Here is an 18,629-nt window from a genome sequence, read left to right on the forward strand (position 1 = left end):
AGGCCACCTAGACTGCCGATGACGCACCGCCGCCATGGTCAACGGACGAGGGAGGGCCGCGTGACGGTAGACATCACCATGCACGAGGAGTTGCGGGAGCTACTGGGCGTACCGACGGCCCAGGCCGCCACGAAGGAACGGACCCACCTGCACGAGCGGGACCGGCAGTGGCTTGCCGCCTCCCCGTTCTGCCTGGTCGCCACGGCCGGCGCGGACGGCACCTGCGACGTCTCACCGAAGGGGGACCCGCCCGGATTCGCCCTGCCGATCGACGACACCACCATCGCCATCCCGGAGCGACCCGGCAACAGACGGGCCGACGGCTTCCACAACATCCTGGACAACCCACACGTCGGGCTGATCTTCCTGATTCCCGGGCGCACCGACACGTTGCGGATCAACGGTCGGGCCCGACTGGTCCGGGAGGCGCCCTTCTTCGACTCGATGACGGTCAAGGGCCACCGGCCGATCCTGGCCCTGGTGGTAGCGATCGAGGAGATCTTCTACCACTGCGCGAAGGCATTCCTCCGGTCGCAGCTGTGGAGCCCGCAGACCTGGACGCCCGAGGTTCTGCCGTCGCGGGCCCGCCTGGCCAAGGAGGTCGAGGTCCGCGCGGAGAGCCTGGCCGACCTACAGAGTTACTACGGCCCGGAGTACGCCCGCCGCCTCTACACCTGACCGCCCGCCCGGTCAGCCCACCTTCGGCGTGGCGCGGTCGATGATCGCCGTGAGATCGACCCCGGCTGGCAGCGTGCCGTACGCGTAGCCGTGCGCACCGCCCAGCCGGGACGCGCAGAACGCCTCGGCAACCGCCGGGTGACCGTGGCGTACCAGCAGCGCCCCCTGTAGGACGAGGGCGAGCCGCTCCACCAGGTGCCGCGCCCGCAGCGGGGCGTCGGCCGGGTCAGCCAGGCTCGCCCGCAGCCGCCGGACCGCGGCGTCGAGCCGGGCGTCCGCACCGGCGGCGGCATCCACCTCTGCCTCAAACGCGGCCAGCACCCGCGGCTGGCGGGTCAGCGCGCGCAGCACGTCCAAGACGGCCACGTTGCCGGAACCCTCCCAGATCGAGTTCAGCGGCGACTCCCGAAACAGGCGGGGCATTCCGGATTCCTCCACGTACCCGTTGCCACCCAGGCACTCCAAGGCCTCGGCGGCGTGGCCCGGCCACCGCTTGCAGACCCAGTACTTGCCGACCGCGACGCCGAGCCGTCTGAAGGCCGCCTGGTCGGCGTCACCCCGGGCAGCGCGGTCCGTCGCACCGGCGAGCCGCAGCATCAGGACGGTCGCGGCCTCCGACTCCACCGCCAGGTCGGCGAGGACGGTACGCATCAACGGCTGGTCGACCAGTTGGCGCCCGAACGCCCGCCGGTGGCGGGCGTGGTGGACCGCGGTGACGACCTCCTGGCGCATCCCGGCGGCGGCACCGATCAGGCAGTCGAGCCGGGTGAGGTTGACCATGTCGATGATGGTGCGCACACCGCGCCCCTCGTCGCCGACCCGCCAGGCCACCGCGTGCTCGTACTCGATCTCTGCGGAGGCGTTCGACCGATTGCCCAGCTTCTCCTTGAGCCGCATCAACCGAAGCGGGTTGCGTGTGCCGTCGGGCAGCACCCGGGGCACCAGAAAACAGGTCAGCCCACCCGGGGCCTGACCAAGAGTCAGGAAGAGGTCGCACATCGGTGCGGAGGTGAACCACTTGTGCCCGACGAGCCGGTAGCTGCCGTCCGCCTCCGGCTGGGCGATCGTGGTGTTGGCGCGGACGTCCGAACCGCCCTGCTTCTCGGTCATCGACATGCCCGCCAGCAGGCCGTGCTTGCCGAGCGCCGGACGCAACCCCGGGTCGTACGTCGTGGCGGTCAGCAGCGGCTCGTACCGTGCGGCCAGCTCCGGGGCGTGCCGCAGGGCCGGCACCGCCGCGTAGGTCATCGAGATCGGGCAGCCGTGCCCGGCATCCGGCCGCCAGGTGTAGAACTTCGCCGCGCGGGCGACATGCGCTCCCGGCCGGTCGTCGGCCCAGGGCGCGGCGTGCAGGCCGTAGGTCACCGCGGTCCGCATCAGCTCATGCCAGGACGGGTGGAACTCCACCTCGTCCACCCGGTGCCCGTAGCGGTCGTGGCTACGCAGTACGGGTGGGTACTCGTTGGCCAACCGGCCATGCTCGATCGCCGCCGCGGCGCCGCCGAGCCGGCCGAGGTCGTGCAGCTCGGCGGCGGCCCAGCCGGCCCCCTCCCGGGCCAGCCCGGAACGCAACGCCGGGTCGTCCGCCACGTCGTAGTCGACCAGGGGCGGCACCTGGTTGAACACCTCGTGCGTCGGCACGCTGGCCCTCCCCACCCGGGTCGACGCGACCCGCTCGGCAAAGATCGCACCCGCGGTCAATCATCGTCGGCGCAGAGGTGCCCGCGAAAGGTCTGTTGACGGCGAACCATCAGCATACCTTTTCAGCTGTTTTTTCGCGTTCATGTTTATTCATGCCATTTGCCCGGTTTAGGTTGCGAGGTGGCTGCTACCGCCGCTTGGTAGCCGAGGGTCGCCCCCGTGGTGCGGGTGGTGGGTCCTTGTCGCTCACGGGGGAAGGACATCGATTTCACGATGAGTAATCAGGACCAGACTCAGGGGCCGGTGCGGCCGGTTGGACGTCGGGCGAAGTCGCGGTGGCGGTGGTGGGCGGTGGGGTTGGCCGGGGTGACCGGTCTGGCCCTGGGTGCTGTCGGCGTTGCTGCCAGTCCGGCCGCGGATGCGCTCGGGCGCACCCTGACCGCTGCCGATGATCACGGTGGCGACCGCGGCGGTGACCGCGGCAAGCGGGACGCGGGTAAGCACGACGGGGGTAAGCGCAAGCACGACGACAAGGGCAAGGACGGGAAGAAGGGCAAGGACGGGGAGAAGAGCAAGGGTTCGGAGAAAAAGCCGACGGGGATTCCGGTCCCGTGTGACGCGGACGCGTTGATCGCGCAGATCACCCTGGCCAACGCCCGCGGCGGTGCCGTGCTTGATTTGGCCAAGGACTGCACCTACCTGCTCACCGCCGACATCGACGGTGCGGGGCTGCCCGCGATCACCGCCCCGATCACCCTCAACGGCGGCAAGAAGACCACCATCGAACGCGCCGCCGCTGTTGACGAATTCCGGATCTTCACTGTTGACGTTGGTGGTGACCTCACCCTCAACAAGCTGACCGTCACCGGCGGGCAGACCGACGGCGACGGCGGGGGGATCCTGGTCAACGCCGGTGGAGCGCTGACCACCACGCACAGCACCATCACCCGCAACATCTCCGGCGGCTCAGGCGGCGGCATCGCCAACAACGGCACCACCCGAGTCAAGTACTCCACAGTCGACCGCAACACCGCCGCCACGGAGGGCGGCGGAATCTACAGCACCGGCCTGCTGGAAGTCGTCAAGTCCCACATCGACAACAACACGGTCACCAATGGCGGTGGGGGCGGCATCTCCTCAGCCACCAGCACCGTCACCGTCAAGGGCGGCACCATCTCCGGCAACTTCGCGAACATCAGCGCATTGCGGGTAGTCGGCGGCATCGGCACGGTTACCGGCACCACGTTCACCAACAACACGGCCCGCAGCAGTGGCGGTGGCGCCGCCCGGGTCGAGAGCGACGGACAACTCACGATGCGGAAGGTCAACCTGACCGACAACACCGCATCGGCCCTCGGCGGTGCCTTGTTCGTGGAATCGGAAAGTTTCGCTGTCGTCGAGGACAGCATCATCAAGAACAACACCAATACCCTTGTAGCCGGCGGCGGAGGAATCTACAACGCAGGCCAAACAGTCATACGACACACCAAGATCATCGGCAACCAAGCCCCCGACATCGGCGGCGGCATCTACAACGAAGGCACGATCAGCCTCTTCGCCACGAAGGTGGTCGAGAACATCGCCCTCACCGACGGCGGGGGCATCTTCAACGCTGTCGCTGGCACGGTGAACCTGAACACCGCCACCGGCACCATCGTCATCAAGAACCGACCCAACAACTGCGTCAACGTCCCCGGCTGCGCCGGATAGCGAAGCCGCAGAACCACGAGGGCCCGTTCCACCGGCAGCCGGTCGGAACGGGCCCTCCGCCGGCGGGTCGAGACCGAGCCATCTAGAAACGACGAGTCTCCTGCCAGAATCCGTCCATGAACCGGACCCACACCTACGAGATCGCGACCACCTGGACCGGTGACCGTGGGCGCGGCACGGCGGACTACCGCGCGTACGACAGGTCGTACGACACGGTGAGCCCCGGCCGTCCGCTCCTCGCCGGCTCCGCCGACCCGGCATTCCGCGGCGACCCGCGACAGTGGAACCCGGAGCTGCTTCTCGTCGCGTCGCTGAGCCAGTGCCACCTGCTGTGGTACCTGCACCTGTGCGCGGTCAACGAGGTCGTGGTCGTCGGCTACCACGACGCCGCCCACGGCACGATGCGCGAGGACGGCACCGGTGCCGCCCGCTTCACCGACGTCCTACTCCGCCCGGTGGTGACGGTCACCGATGTCGACATGGTCAAACGGGCGACCAAGCTGCATGTCGAGGCGAACGCCCGGTGCTTCATCGCCGCCTCGGTGTCGTTCCCGGTGCGGCACGAGGCGCGCACAACGGTCCGGCTACCACCACCAGAACTGGCCAGCTAGCAGCATCGATATCGAAGCTCGGTCCGTCGACACTGGGTTCCTCCCAACGAGCCCGCCCTCGATACGAGGGCAATGAGGAGTTGTTCCCATGTCCGACCGGAATCGCCCACACCGCCGCCCGACGGTGTTCTCGACCCGGCGACGCGTGCTGGCAGCCGTGTCGTCGATCGCCCTCGTCGGCGGTCTTGCCCTCAGTGGGGCCGCCCCCGCGGCGAGCGCTGACACCGTCCACCCCCGCGACGGCGTACAGGCCGACCTCGACCGCCTCGTGAGCGAGGGCACGTTCCCAGCCGCCCTCGCCGCCGTCCGCACCTCCGACAGCCGTACCCGTAACTACACCGCCGGCGTGGCCGAACTCGACACCAGACGGAAGCCGCCGGTCGATGGGCGGGTGCGCATCGGCAGCAACACCAAGACCTTCGTCGCCACCGTGGTCCTGCAACTCGTCGGCGAGGGCAAGGTCGACCTGGACGAACCGATCGAGACGTACCTGCCCGGCCTGATCCGTGGCGACGGCATCGACGGGCGACAGATCACCGTACGGCAGGTGCTGCAGCAGACCAGTGGCCTACCCGGCTATGTGGACGACATCGCCCCAGACTTCTTCCTCCTCCGGCACACCTACTTCGAGCCGCGCGACCTACTCGACCTGGCCCTCGCGGACAAGGCGAGCTTCGCACCCGGCACGAGGTGGGAGTACAGCAACACCAACTACCTCGTCGCCGGGCTGCTCATCCAGAAGGTCACCGGCCGTCCGGTGGCCGAGGAAGTCACCAACCGCATCATCGTTCCCCTCCGGTTGCGTGACACGTACTTCCCCCGCGTCGGCGAACAGGGCATCCGGGGCCGGCACCCGCACGGCTACTTCACCGACGACCCGGACAAGCCGCTGCAGGACGTCACGAAGATGGACCCGTCCTGGGGCTGGGCGGCCGGCGCGATGATCTCCAGCCCCAGCGACACCAATCGCTTCTTCGCCGCCCTCCTCGCCGGGGACCTGCTCCGGCCCGCCGAACTCGACCAGATGCGCACCACGGTCCCCGCCTTTCCCGGCCGCGGCTACGGCCTCGGCCTGATGAGCTGGGACCTGACCTGCGGCGACCGCGCCTGGGGCCACGGCGGGGACATCCCCGGCTTCACGACCCGCGGCGGCGTCACCGAGGACGGCCGTGCCGTCACCCTCGCCGTCACCTCGACGCCGACGACCGAGACCAGCGCCAACCAGGTGGACGCAGCCGTCGACGCGGCTCTCTGCAGGTAGGCCCCCGGTGCGTTCCGTGCCTCGCCCCCGGTCGGGGCACGGGACGCCGGCCGGGCACCTATCCGACATCCTGCAGGTCCTCCCTGCTGCGGACTTCAGTGTTGGGTACGGCCGGCCGCCCCGCGGCCCCGGCGCCCACATCCGCCCAGGTGACATCCCCGAGTCGGACCGGCCCTGGCCGGGCGTACGTGTCCTGACGGATCAGGACCAGGCAGACGATCGTGAACAGTACGAGCGCGGCCACGCTGCCAACGGCCATAGCGGGAGTGAACGGCACCAGCAGGAGGGTGCTGACCAACTCCGCGAAGATCAGCACGAACAGCACCCCGCGGATCGTCAGGGGCGTCAGCCGGGTACAGATCCACGCCCCTAACGGCGCTCCCACGGCCACCACCGGCGCGGCAGTGATCCAGTAGTCAACCACAAATCCGGTAAAATCGCGGACGACGAACACATGCGTCAGAAACGCGGCGATCGACACCAGCGTCATCATTACCACCGTGGTCGGGGTTGCCACCTTCTCCGACACCCGAAAGAGCAACACGAGCAGCAAGAACATGACGCAGTTCTCACCCACCCCGGCCACGCCGCTGAGCAACCCACCAAAGAAGCCGGCACCCAGGACCAGATTGCGCTCCCGCCCAGTCCACGTCGGCACCACGAAGTTTCGCTGATATCCGCGCTGACGCAGTTGCACCAGTAACGCTACCGCGAGCGCCACAAGCAGCATCGTAAACAGCACCCGCACCAGCTTCAGCGGCACATGTGGAGCGATCATCGTCACGCTGAGCACCACGCCGAGTATTCCTGCGGTGGAGCCGTACAGCACCACCCGTCGTTCTATCGGCACCCGGCACAACAGGATCGACAGCGAAGCCGCAGTCATACCGATCGACTGAATGGCAAAGGTGAAGATACGCGCCTGGTCCGGCGGCACGGTCAGCACTTTCGTCATCACCGGAAAGGCAATCGCACCACCACCCTCACTGGTCCCACCACCGACCAGCGAGCCGAACACCATAGTGAGCGCCACCGGCCAGTTCTCTTCGAGTCGAGTGAAGTAGCCCCACCCCCACACCTTTGCCCAGATCAGCCACACGATCGCCGCAAGAACAGCGTTCACCAGCAACACTCGGGGCACTCGTACCATTTCTGCCGTCCCGCCTTCCACAGTATTCCCTGAATCATCGGCCGCGGTCTAGTCGTTCACAGTCACCGACGTTCGGCAAGGACCAAAAAGAGCAAAACAAAAGAATTGGGCGGCGGGCCGGCAGGTCACCCAGCTCCGGTTGCACCCGGCGCACTTCTGATGGATTGGGCTGGTCTGGTGGATTGGGCTGGATTGGGAGAGGCCGCACACCGCCCCCTGAAGGCCCGGGGCTCCGACCCTGACGCAGCGTGACCTCCACAGGACCACCACCAGCGATCCACAGAACCACGAGGGCTCGTTCCCACCGTCAGTCGAGGAGAACGGGCCCGCTACGGGCAGCCCGCTTGCTCCCGACGGGGCCCGCCTCCGACCTCACACCAGGACGAACCCGCCACGGCAAGCCGCACCAACGGCCCATCCGGATTGTTGGTACGGACGGAGATCAGCCGGATGGGGGTTCTCAGGGCCCCTACCTGGGTACCGTCATGGGATGGTGTACATGCCGTCGCTACCGCAGCCGCAGCGGTTGCTCCTGGCTGAACTGGCAGGCACAGCCAACCGGTACAGCATCGGCGAAGGTCGGGGCCTGCCGCAGGAGGTGGCGGTTGCCGCGGTACGGGCGATCACCGACGACCCAGTGTTACTGGGCATCCAGGCCGGGGTGGCGATGGCGGATCCTTACGGGGTCAGTCAGCCAACCGTCGAACTGCTTCAGGCCGCCGGCGCTGACATGACCATCGCACAGCAGCACGCGACCGAGGTGCGGGAACGGTTGGAGCGGATCGGGATCGCCAGCGAGTCCGACGGTGACGATGCCGATGGGCGACGCGGCCAGCGTGGTGACGGGCAGCCAGACGGCCAGTGCGGCTAGGGACCCACGGTCCCGATAGAGGGATGATCCCGCCCCGTCGCCTTTGGCGACGGGGCGGGATCTCTTTCTTCGTCCGTTTGTGGAGTGTTATCCGGCGCAGCCGGGAACGTTGACGCAGTTGTTGGGTCGATTCTTGATCACCACAGTACCGGTTGCGGTGTTGAGATCGACCGTACCAGCGGCGTTGAAGATACCCCCACCATTCGTTACGGCAATATTCTTGATGACCTTTGTCGAGAAGAGCGAAGTCGTGGCCTGAGTGGAGTTGAAGATGCCGCCACCCCGGTCGGCCTGGTTGTCGATAATCTTCGTGTTCCGCACGACCGTCTGGCCCCCGTTGAAGATCCCTCCGCCGTCAAATTCCGTAGCGATGTTGTTCTTGATGATACTGTCCTCGACGACCGCGAAGGAAGCGCCCCCATTGGTGGGCCCGGAAACTCCCAAGCCACCAACAGTCTGCGCTGTGTTATCCGTGAGTGCTACCTTCCGCAACGTTACCTGCCCGACAGTGGAGACCCGGACACCACCCGTGTCGGCGGCGGAGTTCCCGGCGATCCGGGTGCCGGTGACCACGCCGATACCGCCGGACACGTACAGCCCGCCGCCGATGGCCGCCTGATTACCGGAGATGGTGCCGCCCTTGACCGTGACCGTGCTGCTGGACGAGTAGATGCCACCGCCAAATTCAGAAAGATTGTTGTCGATGTGGGATTTGACGATCTCCAGGAGTCCGGTGCTGTAGATCCCGCCTCCCTGCTCGTTGGTGTCGTTGGCGGTGTTGCGGTTGACTGTGGAGTGGTTGACCCGGGTGGTGCCGTTGTTGGCGATGCCACCTCCCGAGTCGCCGGAGATGTTGCGGGTGATGGTGCTGTGCGTGGTGGTCAGCGCTCCACCGGCGTTGACCAGGATCCCCCCGCCGTCGCCGTCGGTCTGCCCGCCGGTGACGGTCAGCTTGTTGAGGGTGAGGTCACCACCAACGTCAACAGTGAAGATCCGGAATTCGTCAACAGCGGCGGCGCGTTCGATGGTGGTCTTCTTGCCGCCGTTGAGGGTGATCGGGGCGGTGATCGCGGGCAGCCCCGCACCGTCGATGTCGGCGGTGAGCAGGTAGGTGCAGTCCTTGGCCAAATCAAGCACGGCACCGCCGCGGGCGTTGGCCAGGGTGATCTGCGCGATCAACGCGTCCGCGTCACACGGCACCGGGATACCCGCCGGCTTCTGCGACCCCCTGCCCTTACCGTCGCCCTTACCCCTGTCATCCCCCTTGCCCGCGTCGCGCTTGTTCGTGTCGTCGCGCCTACCGCGGTCGCCACCGTGGTCATCAGCGGCGGTCAGGGTACGCCCAAACGCACCCACGGCCGGACTCGCGGCGACACCAACGGCACCCAGGGCCAGACCGGTCACCCCGGCCAACCCCACCGCCCACCACCGCCACCGCGCCCGACTCCCGCCAGGCCGCACCGGCCCCTGAGTCTGATCTTGATAACTCATCGTGAACTCGACGTCCTTCCCCCGTACGCCACAAGGAACCCACCACCCGCGCCACGGGGGCCGCCCCTCGGCTACCAAACGGCGGTAGCAGCCACCCGCAACCTAAACAGACATGCACCCCATACAATTGTAAACACGAAGAATATGCCTGAAACGGGCAGTCATCCTTTGATCATTGCTCATCTGGACCGGCATCCCGGATGGCTGAGGTGGGGCGCCGTTCGCTACTGTCCTGCCCTGTGGCAAGCACGAACCTCCGCACCGAACGCCTCGAACTTCGGCCGGTACGTGACGAGGACATCGACCGCATCCTGGAGTACCGCAACCTGCCGGAGGTCACCCGCTGGCTGCTCCGCACCGACGTTGACCCAGCGGCTTTCCGAGCGGCATGGCGACGCTCAGCGGAAGACCCCCACGACCACAGGGTGGCGGTGACCCGCGACGGCGTCGTCATCGGCACCGTCTCGCTCGACGTGCGCACCAGTATGGGGCAGCCCGGCACGCCGCCGGGGACAGAAGCCGAGGTCGGCTACATCTTCGACCCGAGGTACGGCGGCCACGGCTACGCGACTGAAGCGGTCACCGCGATGGTCTCCTACTCGTTCGCCCGGTTGGGCGTACGCCGGATCACCGCTGGTTGCTATGCGGACAACCTCGCCTCGGTGCGGCTCCTCGAAAAAGTCGGCATGCGGCGGGAGCAGCACGGCGTCGGCAACTCCTGGCACGCCGAGTTGGGCTGGGTGGACGGCTACACGTACGCCCTGCTCGCCGAGGAGTGGTCCAAACAGCCGTAACCCTTACCCCACCGGCTGTTCAGGACTCCGGCGGATCGTCACCGGCACCTCACCGAGGCGGTAGTGGACGACCTCGAACGGCCACGCCGCTCGCAGCCACGCCCCCACAATCTCGGTCAGCAGACCATCCAGCTCCGCGCGAGCAGCGGACACCCACGACGAGGCCGCCACCTCCCGCTCACCCGTCGACGACGGCTCGAAATACACGCAGCCGACCACGTCACCGGTGGCGATGTCGATGACCGAGTACGCGAAGTCCACCCGCTGATGTGACCGCTGCGCATGCCCCGCCAGGTCCTCGTGGTTCTCGGCGAGCGTCATCCCGGCCACCGGCGGCCAGCCCTGGTCGAATCCCGGCGTTGACCGGATGTGCGCAATACTCGACATCCAGGCAGCGTGATCCGCCTCGTTGTGTTGCGGCCCGAGCAACTCGAGCCGCAACCCATGGGCAACACACACATCTGGTACAGCGAACGAAGCCGCGACGAGCGGTAGGTCGGTCACCTGCGGAGCCTAACAGCCCAACTGCTGGCTGGCAGTGCAGCGGACCGGCCGATGGCGGTCCGCCCAGGCACGCCGGCCGGTAGGTCAGCCCTGGCACGTGGGAACGTTCACGCAGTTGTCTGGTCGATTCTTGACCACAGTGGTGCCGGTAGCACTGGAGAGATCAACCGTGCCGCCGATCTCGTTGAAGATGCCGCCGCCGTCGGTGCCGGCGACGTTCTCGACAACCTTCGTGCGCAGCAGGGTGAGCGCGCCGACCGATCCGTTGAAGATGCCGCCGCCCGACTCGGTGGCCTGATTACCGGTGACCTTTGTACGCAGAAGCGTCAACGTGCCGAGATTGTGAATGCCACCACCGTTGACTCCGACATTGTCCTTGATGACACTGTCCTCGACGAGCAGGGCTCCCCCTTGCAGAAAGATCGCACTCTGGCCGGTGCCGGCTGCGGTGTTGGCCGCGATGGTGACCCGGGACATGGTGAGCTGGAGGGGCCCACCGGCGACAGCGGAACCGCCGAAGCCCGTTGTCGTGTTCTCCTCGATGCGGGTGTCGGCGATAGTCCCGGTCACCCCACCGAGGAGGAAAATAGCTCCCCCCTCGGAGGCTTGATGACCGACCAACTCGCTCCGGGTAACGGTCAACTGACCACTGATCGTGAGAGCACCGCCAGTCAGCGCAGTATTCGCGTCGAGCCGCGACTTGTCGATGGCGAGTGTACCGATACTGAAGATCCCGCCGCCGATATTAGCAGCAGCATTTCGACTGAGGTCGGAGTGTTCGATATGGAGCACGCCGCCAATGTTCGCGATCCCGCCGGCGTCGCCGCCACTGGATACATTTTCGACAATCTTACTCTTCCTGACTGTGGCACCGCCACCTGGGTTGATGAGAATCCCGCCGCCGTCGTTGTCACCAGAGAGCCGCCCACCGGTGACGGTGAGGTGATTAAGGGTGAGTCGACCGTTGGCGTTGACGGTGAGGATTCTGAAGTCGTCGGCCGCGGCGGAGCGTTTGAGGGTGGTGTTCTTTCCGCCGTTGAGGGTGATGGGAGTGGTGATCGCCGGCAGGCCGGCACCGTCGAGGTCAGCGGTGAGCAGGTAGGTACAGCCCTCGGCAAGGTCGAGCACGGCACCACCCCGGGCGTTGGCTCGGGTGATCTCGGCGATCAGCCGACTCGTGTCACAGGGCACCCGCGTACCCTTCGGCTGCCCGAGTTGGTCATCGACGACGGCAGCGTGTCCGACACCCTCGCCGCCGGGGGCGGCGGTGAGGGTGGTGACGGCAGCGGCGGTAAGCGCCAGGCCGGTCGCTCCGGCCAGCCCGGCAGCCCACCATCGTGACCTCGCCTGACCTCCGTTGCGATGCTCCGGGTTGGATCTGGTCGTGTGACGCTGATGGTTCATCGCGGTGTTGACACCCTTCCCCGTGAACGACGAGGAGCCCGACGGCCGGGTTCTCCTCGGCTACCGGGCCGGCGGTAGCAGCCACCCGCACGCTAGACCGACACCGATCCGATGTAGCTACAATTCCGAAGAAAATACTTAAACCAGACAAAATTCCCAATCCGGATATGGACCGGCCGCACGCCCCTCGCAGGGCCGTGACCGCAGGCGGAACCACACAGCGATGGCCAAGGACGCCGCCTTCCCCGACCTGCTGCACGCCGGAACCGGTGGTGGCCGCCGGAACCGGGCCTTCGCCAACTCGGCACCCGCGGGAAAGCCCAGGCCATCATCGCCGGCTACGAACTCAACTACACCCACAAACAACACCGCACGGTTGTCGGCGTCATGTCCTGTTCCGGCGTCCATCTGGCAGATCGTTGACTTGAGCTTGGCGTGTTCGTCGTGGCGGACCTCGGATGCCCTGCGGGACCGGCACAGATGCGCCAACCACGCCCGCCTGCTCCGTCGTCGCACCCGAAGCCGGCACCTACTCCTGGGCGCGCCCCAGGTCCGCAACCCCGAAGTCGGGGTGGACCTGTTCGGGCCGGGCCAGCTAGGACGAACGTACCGTTTGGGTAGTTTCTTCGGTTTCATGTTCGCATGAGGCCAGTATCGGTTTTGCTCGGGGTGATTGCTACGCCTGCCGTGGGCAGGGAGCGGCCACAGCCGTCGCGCGGTTCGCTGCTCGTTTGAGACGGGGAAAGGACACCGAGACCGGATGAACCATCAGCACCAGGTATCCACACCAGGCCCCCGCCGCACACCCCGGGCGAAGGCGAAATGGTGGACTGTCGGGCTCGCTGGCGTGACTGGGCTGGCCCTCACCACCGGCGTCGCCGCCGCCCCGGCCGCCGCCGCGGTCGGACGCACCCTCACCCCCGACGGCTGGACCTCCGCTGAGGACCACCGCGAACGCGGCATGAGCGAGGGCGAGGCCAGGGGCAAGGGCAAGGGCAAGGGCAAAAAGGACACCGCACCCAACGGCACCCCCGTGCCCTGCGACGCGGACGCCCTCATCGCCGCGATCACCCTGGCCAACGCCCGCGACGGCGCCGTGCTCGACCTCGCCAAGGACTGCACCTACCTGCTCACCGCCGACATCGACGGCAACGGCCTGCCCGCCATCACCGCCCCCATCACCCTCAACGGCGGCAAGAACACCACCATCGAACGCGCCGCCACCGCCGACGGATTCCGCATCCTCACCGTCGATGCCGGCGGCAACCTCATCCTCAACAAATTGACCATCACCGGCGGGCAGACCGACGGCGAAGGAGGCGGCATCCTCGTCAACCCCGGCGGCACCCTTACCACCAACCACAGCAGCATCACCCGCAACATCACCAACGTCTCCGGTGGCGGCATCGCCAACAACGGCACCACCCGAGTCAACCACTCCACAGTCGAACGGAACACCGCCACCAGCCAAGGAGGCGGGATCTCGAGCACCGGTCTCCTGGAAGTCGTCACGTCACACATCGACAACAATAAATCAATCCCTGCCCTGGGCGGCGGCATCTACCAAGCCGGCAGCACCGTCACCATCAAGGGCGGCAGCATCTCCGGCAACCAAGCAGAGGTCGCTGGCGGTTTGTTCGTCTCCGGAGGCGTCGGTGTGGTTACCGGCACCCGAATCACCAAAAACACGGTACGCAGCAGTGGCGGTGGTGGTCTCCGGTCTGACGCCGGCGCGCAACTCACGCTACGAAAGGTCCATCTAGCCGACAACGCCTCACCAGTCCTCGGCGGCGGCATGTTCGTCTCGACCGGCAGCTTCGCCGTAGTCGAGGGCAGCACCGTCAAGAACAACAACCTTACGACGAACTCGCCCGGCGGAGGAATTTACAACGCAGGGCAAACCGTGCTGCGACGCACAACCGTCATCGGCAACCAGGCCGGTCAAGGCGGCGGCATACTCAACGAAGGCACGATGGACCTCTTCACCACGAAGGTGATCAAAAACATCGCTGTCACCGACGCTGGAGGCATCCTCAGCATCGCCGGAACCGTGAACCTGAACACCGCCACCGGCACCGTGGTCATCAAAAACCGACCCAACAACTGCGTTGGCGTCCCCGGCTGCCCAGGCTGACGGTCACGACGCATCACGAGGGGTTCCGTCTCTTGCCGCTCAAAGGCGAGGAACGGAACCCCTCGGCCGCTCGCGCAATTCGTCGAGCGAGTCCGTCACGTCGAGGGTGGCCTATCCTCGACAAAGGCCCGCATCTGGCCGCCTCCCGAACTGGACAGACCTATCGGCCGACCAGACCTGTCCTGTATGTACCAGCAGATCAACCAATTGACCCTGGCCACACCCGTCCGGCAATGTCATCATGTGCCGCATGACTGAGCCACTAACCAGTATCGTCCTCGTGTACGCAGGGCACAAATGGGACCGTGATCTGCCCATCTATCAGCAGAAGAACGCGCCAGGACATATCCGCCACATGCATGAGCAGGTCGCATCGGGCGCCGCTATCGTGGCTGGCCCGATGCACAACGGGGCAGGGCTGCTAGCGGAAGAGCTGCTCGGGGTCGTCATCTATGATCGCCCGGTACCGGAGGCGACGGAAATTGCCGCCGCGGATCCGGCCGTTGTCGGTGGGCAACTCCGGGTTGAGGTGCGTCCCCTCTACCGAGTCACGGTGTAAACCGACGCCCTCGGTGAGCACCGTCGAGGTATTGCCCCCAGTGATGACCGCGCCGCCACAATGTGGCTTGGTCGCGGCCTGCGATGGGCTACGGAAGCTGCCGACGGGGCGATCATTCCCGGGCGTTCTTGGCGCGTTTGAGGGCTGCCCTCCACAGTCGTTCCTGCGCGGCGGCGTCTGGGGCGTCAGCGGCACCGGCGGCGGATGCTAAAGCGTCACGGACTTCGTCCGGGCTCCACCCGTTGGCCAGTAGCGCGGCGATCTGGTGAGCGAGCGCGGAGGCTCGCCCCCGGGCCAGTCTGGCTTGGGCGTCCGTGTGGCCAACGCGCCACGGCAACGCGTCGATCACCTGATCAGCGTCGCTGAGGTGTGCCTTCACGTCGACTGGGCCGGTGCTCACGCTGATGCCCCACCTTCTTCAAGCCGTCTCCGGGCGACACGGGGCCCGGCGGGGGCGAAGTGTCGCACAGCCGGCCCGACCGGATCAGGCCCTAGGGCGGTGTCGATGAGGGTGGTGGCGGCGGTGCGGGCATGGTGGACGGGGCTGTCGGTGCCGGTGATGGCGGCGGTGGTTTGTGCCCCTTCGGCGAGGACGGCGAGTTGGTCGGCGAGGGCTGCGGGTGCGCCGGTGGCGGCGACGATGCCGGCCAAGCGTTGCTGAAACTGGACTTTCTGGTCGCGGACGAGGGCGGCGATGTGGGGTGTGGTGCCGCCGAGTTCGCTGAAGGCGTTGACGAAGATACAGCCTCGGAAGCCGTCTTCGGTGGACCAGCGGGCGAGCATGTCGTAGATGGCCAGGAGTTGTCCGCGGGGCGTGCCCCCTCCGGCGGCGACAGCGTCGTCGACCCAGGTGTTCCAGATCTGACGACGGCGGTGCAGGACGGCTTCGACGAGGGTCTCCTTGGAGGGGAACAGCTGGTAGAGGCGCCTGAGGGAGACACCGGACTCGTCGCGGAGGACGTCCATACCCACGGCGTGGATACCGCGGTGGTAGTAGAGCCGGTCGGCCGTACCCAGGACGTGCTCGCGGATCTGCTCGACCTGTTGAGTCCGGTTTCGGCTGGTAGTGGGCATGGTGTCCTCCTGTCTGGGGCGGTGTGGCGACAGTCACGGTGGGATGGCGCTGATCCGACTGGCACCGAGAACGTTCGTTCTCTACTGTACTCCCCAGGATAAGTGAGAACGATCGTTCTAAACCTTGGCTGGGAGGCCGTCATGCCGTACATCACCGTCGGGACCGAGAACAGCAGCAGCATCGACGTGTACTACGAGGACCACGGTCAGGGACAGCCGGTGGTACTCATCCACGGCTACCCCCTGAGCGGGCACTCGTGGGAGAAGCAGACCGCCGCCCTCCTTCAGGCCGACTACCGGGTGATCACCTACGACCGGCGAGGGTTCGGCCAGTCCAGCCAACCCACCGTCGGCTACGACTACGACACCTTCGCCGCCGACCTGAACACCGTCCTGGAGACCCTCGACCTCACCGACGTGGTACTGGTCGGATTCAGCATGGGCACTGGCGAGGTGGCCCGCTACCTGAGCCGCTACGGCTCCGCCCGGGTCGCCAAGGCCGCGTTCCTCGCCTCGCTGGAACCGTTCCTGCTGCAGACCGACGACAACCCGACCGGTGTGCCGCAGGACGTGTTCGACGGCATCCTCGCCGCGGTCACCGCTGACCGGTACGCCTACTTCACCGACTTCTACCGCAACTTCTACAACACCGATGACACCCTCGGCAGCCGCCTGTCCGAGGAGGCACTGCGTAACAGCTGGAACGTCGCCGCCGGCGCGTCCTGGTACGCCTCCAGCGCCGCCGTGCCCACCTGGATCACCGACTTCCGCGCCGACATCCCGGCCGTCGACGTACCAACGCTGATCCTGCACGGCACCGCCGACAACATCCTGCCCATCGACGCCACCGCCCGCGAATTCCACAAGCGGCTACCCGAGGCCGACTACGTCGAGATCGACGGCGCTCCCCACGGCCTGCTCTGGACCCACACGACCGAGGTCAACCAGGCCCTACTGACCTTCCTCGCCAAGTAACCCACCGGGGCGGGGGCCCGCGCCCGCCGTGACGCTGGCCCCGCCCTCGCACACACAGACACCAGACACGCCCGCTTCGATCAACGCCCGGCCCCCGCGGGCCGCACATCACGTAAGGACACTGACATGGAAACTCTCGACACCCCTACCCGCTCGACCAGTAGCAGCCGTCGCCGGCTCGTCACCGCCCTGCTGGCGGGTGTGACCGCGGTCGGTATCGCCGCCGGCGGTACCGCCATCGCCACCAACAGCAGCAGCGAGGCCCAGGCCGGCGCCGCGGCCGCGGCCGGGAAACGGTCGAACCTGAACGAGGGATTCGTCACCACCCGCGACGGCGTGGACATCTTCTACAAGGACTGGGGCCCCCACGACGGACGACCCGTGGTCTTCAGCCACGGCTGGCCCCTGAACTCCGACAGCTGGGAATCCCAGATGATGCACCTGGCCGACAACGGCTACCGCGTCATCGCCCACGACCGCCGGGGCCACGGCCAGTCCTCCCAGACCTGGGAGGGCAACGACATGGACCACTACGCCGACGACCTCGCCACCGTCATCACAAAGCTGAAGCTACGGGACGTGACTCTGGTCGGGTTCTCCACCGGCGGCGGAGAAGTCGCCCGCTACGTCGGCCGACACGGCACCGACCGCATCGCCCAGGTCGCCCTCGTCGGCGCGGTCACCCCACTGATGCTCAAGACCCCTGACAACCCCAACGGCGTACCCATCGACGTCTTCGACGGCCTCCGGGAAGGCTCCCTCACCGACCGCTCCCAGCTCTACCGCGACCTCGCCGAAGGACCGTTCTTCGGCGCCAACCGCCCCGACGCCGAGGTATCGCAGGGCATGAAGGACACCTTCTGGCTACAGAGCATGCAGGCCGGCCACAAAGCCGCCCACGACTCGATCAAGGCGTTCTCCGAAACCGACCTCACCGAAGACCTCAAGCGCTTCGACGTACCCACCCTGATCATCCACGGCGGCGACGACCAGGTCGTGCCAATCGAGAACTCCGCCCACGAAGCACACGAGATCGTGGCCGACTCCACCCTCAAGGTCTACCCCGACGGCCCCCACGGCATCACCGACACCCACAAGCAGCAGCTCAACAACGACCTACTCACCTTCGTCAACAGCCTCTAACCATCACACGCCCCGCGGGGTGGGCCAACCAGCCCACCCCGCACCCTTCCGACCCGCCAGCGACGTCATCCGCGCGGCGGGCGACGCGAAAAGGAGCCCTGATGTCCACCACCCCAACTGCTGGCGTTGTTCAGGCCACCCACTACCGGTGATGTCGGCGTCGCCCTCGACACCATCGCCACTACCGCACGTACCCTTGCCGACACCATCGCCGAACGTGCCGCCGCGATCGGCACACCACCGGACGGACGCGGCATCACCATCGTGGCCACCAGCCAGCTACCCCAACTGGACGCCGGCGTGTTGCGTGACGACACCGTGATCGAAAAAGTCGAGGACATCCTCACCACCACCGCCGCAGGAATCCACCAAGCGATCGACGTCACCGCCGACGACCCCATCACCCAGGACATCCTCATCGCCACCGGCCACGACATCGAACAGCAATCCTGGCTCCTCCGCTCGCAGCGATAACGCGTCAACCGCCCCGGGCATCGAACCAGCAGACACAACACCGGCCGATACCCACCATCAGGTACCGGCCGGCAGCCCACAAAACCGTCGTGAGTGAGGAATCCAGCTCCACCGAGTACACCCACGTCACTGGTGTCTGTTTGATGCCCCTGTGG

17 protein-coding genes and 1 pseudogene are annotated in these 18,629 nt (G+C 66.7%); 11 read left to right on the top strand and 7 right to left on the bottom strand.

The features are described 5' to 3' along the window. Nucleotides 1-60 precede the first annotated feature (60 nt). Complete coding sequence (locus STROP_RS20035; protein WP_012015178.1) at nt 61-678, top strand: pyridoxamine 5'-phosphate oxidase family protein; 618 nt, start codon at nt 61-63, stop codon at nt 676-678. 12 nt (nt 679-690) lie between these two features. Here STROP_RS20035 and STROP_RS20040 read toward each other — a convergent pair whose 3' ends face one another. Beyond that, nucleotides 691-2,319 (bottom strand): isovaleryl-CoA dehydrogenase, encoded by a 1,629-nt coding sequence (locus tag STROP_RS20040; RefSeq protein WP_012015179.1) that lies wholly within the window; start codon nt 2,317-2,319, stop codon nt 691-693. Between the two features lie 273 nt (nt 2,320-2,592). Here STROP_RS20040 and STROP_RS20045 point away from each other — a divergent pair, with 273 nt between their 5' ends. The 3 genes from STROP_RS20045 (at nt 2,593) to STROP_RS20055 (ending at nt 5,901) form a co-directional block, all read left to right on the top strand. Then, nucleotides 2,593-4,029, top strand: coding sequence for a hypothetical protein (locus tag STROP_RS20045; RefSeq protein ID WP_080516611.1), 1,437 nt, complete (start codon nt 2,593-2,595; stop codon nt 4,027-4,029). A gap of 116 nt (nt 4,030-4,145) precedes the next feature. Then, a complete protein-coding gene (locus tag STROP_RS20050; RefSeq protein WP_012015181.1) occupies nt 4,146-4,640 on the top strand; it encodes an OsmC family protein in 495 nt (164 codons plus the stop codon). 88 nt (nt 4,641-4,728) lie between these two features. Continuing rightward, nucleotides 4,729-5,901: a serine hydrolase domain-containing protein gene (locus tag STROP_RS20055; RefSeq protein ID WP_012015182.1), complete on the top strand. Its 1,173-nt coding sequence runs from the start codon at nt 4,729-4,731 to the stop codon at nt 5,899-5,901. A gap of 58 nt (nt 5,902-5,959) precedes the next feature. On the opposite strand, the gene STROP_RS20060 is transcribed toward STROP_RS20055, so the two are convergent. Continuing rightward, entirely contained in the window at nt 5,960-7,051 is a 1,092-nt protein-coding gene (locus STROP_RS20060) for a sulfite exporter TauE/SafE family protein (RefSeq protein WP_012015183.1), read from the bottom strand. A gap of 490 nt (nt 7,052-7,541) precedes the next feature. Between STROP_RS20060 and STROP_RS20065 the strand changes: the two genes are divergently transcribed. Next, nucleotides 7,542-7,922 carry a hypothetical protein gene (locus STROP_RS20065; protein ID WP_018833866.1) on the top strand — a complete coding sequence of 127 codons (381 nt, stop codon included), beginning with the start codon at nt 7,542-7,544 and terminating at the stop codon, nt 7,920-7,922. Between the two features lie 87 nt (nt 7,923-8,009). Here the strand turns inward: STROP_RS20065 and STROP_RS20070 are convergent, their stop codons facing one another. Continuing rightward, entirely contained in the window at nt 8,010-9,413 is a 1,404-nt protein-coding gene (locus STROP_RS20070) for a hypothetical protein (RefSeq protein ID WP_012015185.1), read from the bottom strand. Between the two features lie 239 nt (nt 9,414-9,652). On the opposite strand from STROP_RS20070, the gene STROP_RS20075 reads away from it, so the two are divergent. Continuing rightward, entirely contained in the window at nt 9,653-10,207 is a 555-nt protein-coding gene (locus tag STROP_RS20075; RefSeq protein WP_026275532.1) for a GNAT family N-acetyltransferase, read from the top strand. A 3-nt stretch (nt 10,208-10,210) separates the two neighbouring features. On the opposite strand, the gene STROP_RS20080 is transcribed toward STROP_RS20075, so the two are convergent. Then, complete coding sequence (locus STROP_RS20080) at nt 10,211-10,711, bottom strand: hypothetical protein (protein WP_018833895.1); 501 nt, start codon at nt 10,709-10,711, stop codon at nt 10,211-10,213. Nucleotides 10,712-10,795: 84 nt separating this feature from the next. After that, nucleotides 10,796-12,115, bottom strand: coding sequence for a right-handed parallel beta-helix repeat-containing protein (locus STROP_RS20085; RefSeq protein WP_012015188.1), 1,320 nt, complete (start codon nt 12,113-12,115; stop codon nt 10,796-10,798). Between the two features lie 760 nt (nt 12,116-12,875). On the opposite strand from STROP_RS20085, the gene STROP_RS20090 reads away from it, so the two are divergent. Next, the gene (locus STROP_RS20090) at nt 12,876-14,249 is read left to right on the top strand and encodes a membrane protein (RefSeq protein ID WP_012015190.1); all 1,374 of its coding nucleotides are present in this window, start codon (nt 12,876-12,878) and stop codon (nt 14,247-14,249) included. 250 nt (nt 14,250-14,499) lie between these two features. Then, the gene (locus STROP_RS20095) at nt 14,500-14,808 is read left to right on the top strand and encodes a YciI family protein (protein ID WP_230582371.1); all 309 of its coding nucleotides are present in this window, start codon (nt 14,500-14,502) and stop codon (nt 14,806-14,808) included. 112 nt (nt 14,809-14,920) lie between these two features. Here the strand turns inward: STROP_RS20095 and STROP_RS20100 are convergent, their stop codons facing one another. After that, complete coding sequence (locus STROP_RS20100; RefSeq protein ID WP_012015192.1) at nt 14,921-15,208, bottom strand: hypothetical protein; 288 nt, start codon at nt 15,206-15,208, stop codon at nt 14,921-14,923. Beyond that, nucleotides 15,205-15,882 (bottom strand): TetR/AcrR family transcriptional regulator, encoded by a 678-nt coding sequence (locus tag STROP_RS20105; RefSeq protein ID WP_012015193.1) that lies wholly within the window; start codon nt 15,880-15,882, stop codon nt 15,205-15,207. Before STROP_RS20105 ends, STROP_RS20100 begins: the two co-directional genes overlap by 4 nt. A 141-nt stretch (nt 15,883-16,023) precedes the next feature. On the opposite strand from STROP_RS20105, the gene STROP_RS20110 reads away from it, so the two are divergent. The 3 genes and pseudogenes from STROP_RS20110 (at nt 16,024) to STROP_RS20120 (ending at nt 18,474) form a co-directional block, all read left to right on the top strand. Then, nucleotides 16,024-16,857, top strand: a complete 834-nt coding sequence (locus tag STROP_RS20110; protein ID WP_012015194.1) for an alpha/beta fold hydrolase — start codon at nt 16,024-16,026, stop codon at nt 16,855-16,857. A gap of 126 nt (nt 16,858-16,983) precedes the next feature. After that, complete coding sequence (locus STROP_RS20115; RefSeq protein WP_012015195.1) at nt 16,984-18,000, top strand: alpha/beta fold hydrolase; 1,017 nt, start codon at nt 16,984-16,986, stop codon at nt 17,998-18,000. Nucleotides 18,001-18,101: 101 nt separating this feature from the next. After that, nucleotides 18,102-18,474 (top strand): annotated as a pseudogene (locus tag STROP_RS20120) (ferritin family protein). Nucleotides 18,475-18,629 lie beyond the last annotated feature (155 nt).

The organism is Salinispora tropica CNB-440 (genome assembly GCF_000016425.1).
Taxonomy (GTDB): Bacteria; Actinomycetota; Actinomycetes; order Mycobacteriales; family Micromonosporaceae; genus Micromonospora; species Micromonospora tropica.

Coding starts and splice junctions, on each gene's coding strand:
- STROP_RS20050 (WP_012015181.1), top strand. CDS start 4,146: ATGAACCGGACCCACACCTACGAGATCGCGACCACCTGGACCGGTGAC.
- STROP_RS20045 (WP_080516611.1), top strand. CDS start 2,593: ATGAGTAATCAGGACCAGACTCAGGGGCCGGTGCGGCCGGTTGGACGT.
- STROP_RS20060 (WP_012015183.1), bottom strand. CDS start 7,051: ATGGTACGAGTGCCCCGAGTGTTGCTGGTGAACGCTGTTCTTGCGGCG.
- STROP_RS20110 (WP_012015194.1), top strand. CDS start 16,024: ATGCCGTACATCACCGTCGGGACCGAGAACAGCAGCAGCATCGACGTG.
- STROP_RS20055 (WP_012015182.1), top strand. CDS start 4,729: ATGTCCGACCGGAATCGCCCACACCGCCGCCCGACGGTGTTCTCGACC.
- STROP_RS20095 (WP_230582371.1), top strand. CDS start 14,500: ATGACTGAGCCACTAACCAGTATCGTCCTCGTGTACGCAGGGCACAAA.
- STROP_RS20090 (WP_012015190.1), top strand. CDS start 12,876: ATGAACCATCAGCACCAGGTATCCACACCAGGCCCCCGCCGCACACCC.
- STROP_RS20115 (WP_012015195.1), top strand. CDS start 16,984: ATGGAAACTCTCGACACCCCTACCCGCTCGACCAGTAGCAGCCGTCGC.
- STROP_RS20085 (WP_012015188.1), bottom strand. CDS start 12,115: ATGAACCATCAGCGTCACACGACCAGATCCAACCCGGAGCATCGCAAC.
- STROP_RS20065 (WP_018833866.1), top strand. CDS start 7,542: ATGGTGTACATGCCGTCGCTACCGCAGCCGCAGCGGTTGCTCCTGGCT.
- STROP_RS20105 (WP_012015193.1), bottom strand. CDS start 15,882: ATGCCCACTACCAGCCGAAACCGGACTCAACAGGTCGAGCAGATCCGC.
- STROP_RS20070 (WP_012015185.1), bottom strand. CDS start 9,413: ATGAGTTATCAAGATCAGACTCAGGGGCCGGTGCGGCCTGGCGGGAGT.